This is a genomic window from Paenibacillus sp. S150 (genome assembly GCF_019352175.1).
Taxonomy (GTDB): domain Bacteria; phylum Bacillota; class Bacilli; order Paenibacillales; family Paenibacillaceae; genus Paenibacillus_AQ.
On record NZ_JACBYI010000081.1, the window covers coordinates 1 to 6,588 of the forward strand.

4 protein-coding genes are annotated in these 6,588 nt (G+C 51.0%); 3 read left to right on the forward strand and 1 reads right to left on the reverse strand.

Going from position 1 to position 6,588, the window contains the following annotated elements:
* The first annotated feature begins 171 nt into the window (after nt 1-171).
* A complete protein-coding gene (locus HYD27_RS31495; protein ID WP_219221724.1) occupies nt 172-558 on the forward strand; it encodes a hypothetical protein in 387 nt (128 codons plus the stop codon).
* 191 nt (nt 559-749) lie between these two features.
* On the opposite strand, the gene HYD27_RS31500 is transcribed toward HYD27_RS31495, so the two are convergent.
* Nucleotides 750-2,147 (reverse strand): helix-turn-helix domain-containing protein, encoded by a 1,398-nt coding sequence (locus HYD27_RS31500; RefSeq protein ID WP_219221725.1) that lies wholly within the window; start codon nt 2,145-2,147, stop codon nt 750-752.
* 292 nt (nt 2,148-2,439) lie between these two features.
* Between HYD27_RS31500 and HYD27_RS31505 the strand changes: the two genes are divergently transcribed.
* Complete coding sequence (locus HYD27_RS31505; protein WP_219221726.1) at nt 2,440-2,967, forward strand: hypothetical protein; 528 nt, start codon at nt 2,440-2,442, stop codon at nt 2,965-2,967.
* Between the two features lie 467 nt (nt 2,968-3,434).
* Nucleotides 3,435-6,029 (forward strand): beta-L-arabinofuranosidase domain-containing protein, encoded by a 2,595-nt coding sequence (locus HYD27_RS31510; RefSeq protein ID WP_219221727.1) that lies wholly within the window; start codon nt 3,435-3,437, stop codon nt 6,027-6,029.
* Nucleotides 6,030-6,588: the final 559 nt, after the last annotated feature.

Consider the following 6,588-nt stretch of genomic DNA (forward strand, 5'->3'; position numbering starts at 1 on the left):
GTGTTTAACCACGTAGTGACTTGACATAACAATCCTTGTTCAGGTAACTTATACAGCAAGAGATCTCCTTTCGTGGGTGTCGTTACAACTTCTACGATACAGGAATCTCTTTTTTTGTGCACTTTTTTAGATTTCCATAGAATGTAAGCTTCTTTGCAAGATTACTGCTGTATGCCCCGAAATAACGGCAGAAATGCCGTTGTTGGGGCGGGGTTGGCCCGTGCGTCCCGAAATAACGGCAGAATTGCCGTTGTTGAGGCGGGGTTAGCCCGTGCGACCCGAAATAACGGCAGAATTGCCGTTGTTGAGGCGGGGTTGGCCCGTGCGACCCGAAATAACGGCAGAATTGCCGTTGTTGGGGCGGGAATGGCCCGTGCGACCCGAATTAACGGCAGAAATGCCGTTGTTGAGGCGAAGCTGGCCAACTCTCATCACCTTTTACTTATTTATCCTGGGATAGGCTCTAACTCTATTCTTATTGTATCCGCGAACAACAAGCAGAAAACGGTGCCGTCCTTTGTAAGGACGGCACCGTTTCTGCGAGAAATAGAAGGATAATTTAGTGCGCAAAGCATATAAATTCCTATATTTCAATAAAACCCCTCCGGCACAGGAGAGGTTTTGGAGCTGCCTTTACGCAACTGGAACCGAATTAATCAAGTCCCGTCCCATGCGACAATGGCTGAAAACCGGATGAATCCGCTGCCTGCTCCACCGGAATGACCGGAACTGCAATAGCCAGAGCAATACTAAATACCGCCAGTAACAGAGCCAATCTTTTTTTCATTAACCCCTAGCACCTCACTAATAAGAATTTTGTATCTCTCCCGGTCTTCTTCAGAAGCCAGATGCCTGTACTGCTCAAATAATCCTACGCATTGAACAATACTGCTGTCACTGTTTATTCTAACAGAGGATTCCAGACATTGGAATAAATAAGTGATCCCGATATCATATCTTTGCGCCGTAAGATAATAGACCGCCATTTCGTAATGAAGCATCAAAAATTTATCAGCAGTCACCTGCGAATTGAACTTGCCCAGGCTGCTCTTCTGCTCTTTAATCTCCAGCTGCGGCTGGAGCCGTTCAATGATTTCATCTGCGTTGAAATGGAACCGGTTGGCTGCCTGCATGATTTTAATCAAGCCGGGAAGAATTTCATTCTCGCGGACCGCGATGAATTCCACGTAATCCGCCAGCACCTCCGTTTGTCCGGACATCAGACGATACAGATACGTGTTGGCCTCCGCCCATTCCCTGAATTGCTCCTTGATCCGCAGGACCTCCTCAGAGCTCTCCTTCACCCAGCCCATTTCGGAATACAGCGAGACATAATGCAAGGCTTGCTCATAATCGCCGCGTTCTTCACAAGCTGCGGCCCGCAGCAAATTAGAATACAAAATATAAAAGCAAAGCGGCCTTGCCGGCTGCTTCTGTGCCGTGCGCCTCGCTGTCTTCCGATGTTCATGCCGGTATTGCAGAGCGGCCTTGCTTCCCATCCTGGAAGCCAGAGCATCTACTTTGTCCCAGTCATGCAAAGAGAGATAGACATTCACCAGGGCCTGCAGAGCACTCAGCTGGTCCATCTCATCCAGCCGCTCCACAAAATACTCAAAATGCATCGCTGTACGCAGGTTGGCATTCTGATCTTTTCCCAGGTTAATCATGAACAGCCGGTATTGGCACAAGGCCAGCCGCTCCGAATGCTGATACTTCTCGCTCTCCGCCACGCCCTCGTACAGCAGTGCCGCCGCTTGCCGCTTGCCCTGCGCGAAGAACTCCTCTGCCGTTTCAAACACCGCCTGGGCATAGGAGATATTATCCATAATCGTGCGGACCACCTGCCGGATGCAGTCCAGCTTGTCCAGCTCTGCACAGCGGTGCAGAAATGGCCCCAGGCGCCGCCAGTCCGGAGTGGAATAAACGACACATTCATCTATATATAACTCATAAAATTCACCTTCTGGAAGTCCCATCCCCGCTGTAATCCGGTCCAGCTGCTTCATAGCAATAGGACGGTTGCCATTTATAATACTGCTGAGCGTACCGGAGTTCACACCCGATATCCCGGCGAATTGATTGATGGTCATGCCTTCTCTTTTTAAGTAAGCGTCCAGTTCAGCCTGTATTGTAGTGAGTGATTCCAAACAAACACCGCCCTAAGAAACCATATATTTGAACTATAATCCAGATATTCCTATATCTTAGGTGCTAATAAAACTTAGGTCAATATGCATTGGCACGCTCAAAACAGGTTGACAGAATTCCGGTTAGCCGTTCCATTGCAAAACCCGGGTTCAGGAGTGCCGAAACTTATTGCAACATTTTCACCGGATATACGTTAATAGAGGTACAATACCCGTTTGAGAAATACAGCCGAGGGTAATTAGGCATATAGGCGTACACCGTGTCATATTTAATTCAAGGGGGAAATTATATATGGTTAAGAAAAAATCTGCTATACTGCTTCCTTTACTGGTCCTGCTGTTCCTCTCCCTCGTGACTACGGCAAGTACGGCGGGCACACGTGCAGAAGCGCAAAGTGGCGACAAAATCCAGGAATTAACGGTTTATATACATGCACTGGAATCCAAAAACGGGCATACATCCATGACAGCTGACCAAATCGAATGGTACGAAGGCGCTGAAGCCGACCGCATCTTTGCCGGACGTGACCCTGAAGCGGCGGCAGAGCTTGGCGGCACCCCGGACGGTTATTATATTGTGAACGACAGCGACTCTCTCACTTCCTATCCGGTCGCCGGCAATGCTGCGGTAACGATGCAAATTTTCGACCACACCGGGAAGCTTGAAGACCTGGACATCAGCTGGAATGAGAGCATTACCCTTCAGAAGCTCATTACAGAATTCGCCAAAACCGACATCATCGACCTGAGCCAATCCCCATTCCACATTACGGTTCAGGATGGCCAGGTGACCTCGATTGTGCAGCAGTACACGCCATAACAGCAAATGGAAATTGGGTTCTGTGAAAGGGCCGCACAGCGAATTCGTCTCTTCTATATGCATCAGCTTAAATCTATGAAATGAGTGCATCGTCCATGTGGCGGTGCTTTTTTTCTGTGAAATTGCCAGCTGCAGAAGCCGGTTTACCGCAAAGCTGCCCAAAATCCATTGCAGAAAGATGCAAGCAAAGACAAAAATCCGTTCTCATCATCAGCAATCTGCGCAACAGTCATCAGGCCCAGCCTAAACAGGCTATCCATCCTCCTGCGCCCCTCAGCTATTTGCCTCAGCGTGCATCTCTGCCCCTTTTCACGGCCGGCGACCAGACATGCAGCCGCACATTTCTGACTTTTTCACACATATTCGAACGTAACACTATTTACCCTCACCGCCCGCGCCCTATAAGCTTGAATGAGAGAAGCTGCATCTGCACTGCCACTATAGAGAGCATAGGATTGGTGATAACAATGCCTGTAAGAACAACGCCGCCCTCGACGGCTGGCCCGTACGACACAGCTGCACTGAAGGATTTCCGCATGGATCAGGTTCGCATAACCGATCCTTATTTCGTGAACGCGTTCACCAAAGAGCTGCAATATCTCAAAAGCTATGATCCCGACCGCCTGCTGGCCGGTTTCCGTGAGAACAAAGGGCTTCCCCCGAAGAGCAGCAAATACCCCGGCTGGGAAAGCACCGAGATCAGAGGCCATACGCTGGGCCATTATCTTACCGCCCTGGCTCAGGCCTATTCTGCGACCGGGGACGATGAAATCGCCCTGAGGCTGAAGTACCTCCTGGAGGAGCTTGCGCTGTGCCAGCAGAGAAGCGGATACCTGTCCGCTTTTCCCGAAGAGCTGTTCGATCATGTGGAAAATAAACGGCCTGCCTGGGTTCCCTGGTATACCATGCACAAAATCGTCTCCGGACTTACAGCCGCCTACACCGCAACCGGTAATGCAACGGCTTATGCCACGCTCCTGAGGCTGGGCGGATGGATCTGCCGCCGGACCTCTGCCTGGTCGCCCGAAACCCGGCAGACGGTATTGTCTGTGGAGTATGGCGGAATGAACGACTGCCTGTATGAGCTGTACAAAATTACCGGAGATAAGCGCATTCTAAGCGCCGCCCACAGCTTTGATGAGCTGTCCTTATTCAAGCCGGTTCACGAAGGAAAGGACATTCTCAAGGGCAAGCATGCCAACACCACCATCCCCAAATTTCTCGGTGCGCTGAACCGCTATCTGGCACTGGGGGACAGTGAGGTGTTTTATCTGGAGACTGCCCGGCAGTTCTGGGACATGGTTGTCAACCACCACAGCTATATTACCGGAGGGAACAGCGAATGGGAGCATTTCGGCGACCCGGATAAGCTCGACTGCGAACGCTCCAATTTCACCGCTGAAACCTGCAATACCTATAACATGCTCAAGCTGACCCGCGAGCTGTTCAAGCTCACCGGAGAAGCGAAATATGCCGATTTTTACGAAAATACCTTTCTGAATGCCATCGTCTCCTCGCAGCATCCGCATACCGGCATGACGATGTATTTCCAGCCTATGGCTACGGGATATTTCAAGGTATACAGCTCGCCCTTCGAGCATTTCTGGTGCTGTACCGGTACGGGCATGGAGAGCTTCACGAAGCTGAATGACAGCATCTATTTCCATGATGCGGGCAGCATTGTGGTTAACCAATATGTAAGCTCTGCGCTGAATGCGGAGCAACACGGTCTGAAGCTGCTGCAGAGTGCCAATCTGCCTTATACGGATACAGTCCGGTTCACCATTTCCACCCGGCAGGTGCACATTAATCCTCTGGCGCTGAAGCTGCGCCTGCCGGACTGGCTGGCGGGAGAACCGGAGGTTCTTCTGAACGGACAACCGCACAGCGCGGCTATATTCGGAGGCTGCGCCGTACTCAGCAAAGTTTGGGGTGACGGCGATACCGTACAGCTCCGCCTTCCCATGAAGCTTGCCTGGTTCAACCTGCCGGATGCGGAGCATGTGCTGGCTTTGAAATACGGTCCGGCCGTGCTCAGCGCCGGGCTGGGAACACAGGATATGACCGAATCCGCGACAGGGGTAGCCGTCAGCGTGCCGACGCGCAATATGCTCGTTAAGGACTTCATCACGGTTGCGGAGAGCCCGGAGGAATGGCTGAAGAACTTCGATCAGCACTATGTGCGGCTGGAGCAGGATGAGCCCGCTTTTGCGCTGCGCGGCACGGACGAAGACACGCGGCTGGTATTCACTCCCCACTACAAGCAGCACAGCGAACGGTATGGAATCTATTGGCGCTTGGTGGAGGCCGATTCTGCCGAGCTGCAGCAGCATATCCTGCAGGGCAAGCTTCAGCAAAGAGTGCAGGACGCCACCCTTGACAGCCTGCCTGTAGGCAATGACCAGTATGAGCTGGAGCATGGCATCCTGGGCAGGAATACTTCCGTTGATACCTGGGACGGCTTCAATATCCGCAAAGCAGAGCATGGCGGCTGGTTCAGCTACCGGCTGAAAACCGCACCGAACAAGGACAACTACTTGTCCGTCACCTACTTCTCGGGCAACAACGGCAAAGAGATTGCAATTTATGTGGATGGTAAGTTGCTGGTCCAGGAAACATTGTTTACGGACAAAGCCCGGAGCTTCTATGCCAAGAGCTATCTAATTCCCGCAGGCAGCATTCAGGACAAAACAGAGGCCGAGGTCAAGTTTGTCATCCCCGGAGCGGAAAATGGCATTTTTGATCTGCTGCGCATGATGGCAGGTTTTGACCGCAATGCGGAGCTGGAGAAGCTGACTGTCAGCGAAGGGACCCTTGCGCCGCCGTTTTCCAGCGGATTATCCGCCTACACAATGACCGTTTCCGCCGAGACTTCCTTTGTGCAATTAAACGCCGTACCTAAGCATCCGAATGCGCTGGTGTACGTAAATGGGATTCTGATCGAGGATACCCTGCCGAGAAATGTTGCACTTGCCGCCAAGCAGACAGAGCTTGTCATTGCCGTCAAAGCTGAGGACCATGCCACCATGAAGGAGTATATGGTTACTGTGGTGAAGGAATAGGTTGGTTGGGTGCCGATTCCTGCTTAGTTGGTGGTGGGGTGCCGATTGCTGGTTTGTTGACGGTGGGGTGCCGATTCCTGCTTAGTTGGTGGTGGGGTGCTGATTGCTGGTTTGTTGACGGTTGGGTGAGCTCAAACAAAGGCTGTCTCTACGCAAGTTTCTGCATAGGGCAGCCTTTGCAATTATAGGCCTCATCACTGCCTACGCTTATCATTCACTTCAATTTACTAAATACCATTATCGATTGCTCGATTGCAGCCTTGCTTGTCCTCTATTTAATCAAATTTAGTGGGATTTTCTACACTTAAAATGGACAAACAAGCTCTGTTTGCCAGCCGTAGTGGGATTTTCTACACTTAATCTCACCGTTTCACCCTCTAATCGGCCTTTGGGGCAAAATTAGGGTTACTTTTTACCACTAATCCCCCTGACGACGATGGCGTAAAATAGTATGTGTAAGGATCGGGGAGTCTAGTAAACGACAAAAAAGTAGGGTATCCTTGGGATTGCAAAGTCACCAAGAAAAGGAGCCCTACTCAATGACCAGTATACAACAAAA

What these genes read in the sequence shown, in the direction of transcription:
- HYD27_RS31495 (WP_219221724.1), top strand. Translation starts at nt 172, where the DNA reads ATGCCCCGAAATAACGGCAGAAATGCCGTTGTTGGGGCGGGGTTGGCC.
- HYD27_RS31510 (WP_219221727.1), top strand. Translation starts at nt 3,435, where the DNA reads ATGCCTGTAAGAACAACGCCGCCCTCGACGGCTGGCCCGTACGACACA.
- HYD27_RS31505 (WP_219221726.1), top strand. Translation starts at nt 2,440, where the DNA reads ATGGTTAAGAAAAAATCTGCTATACTGCTTCCTTTACTGGTCCTGCTG.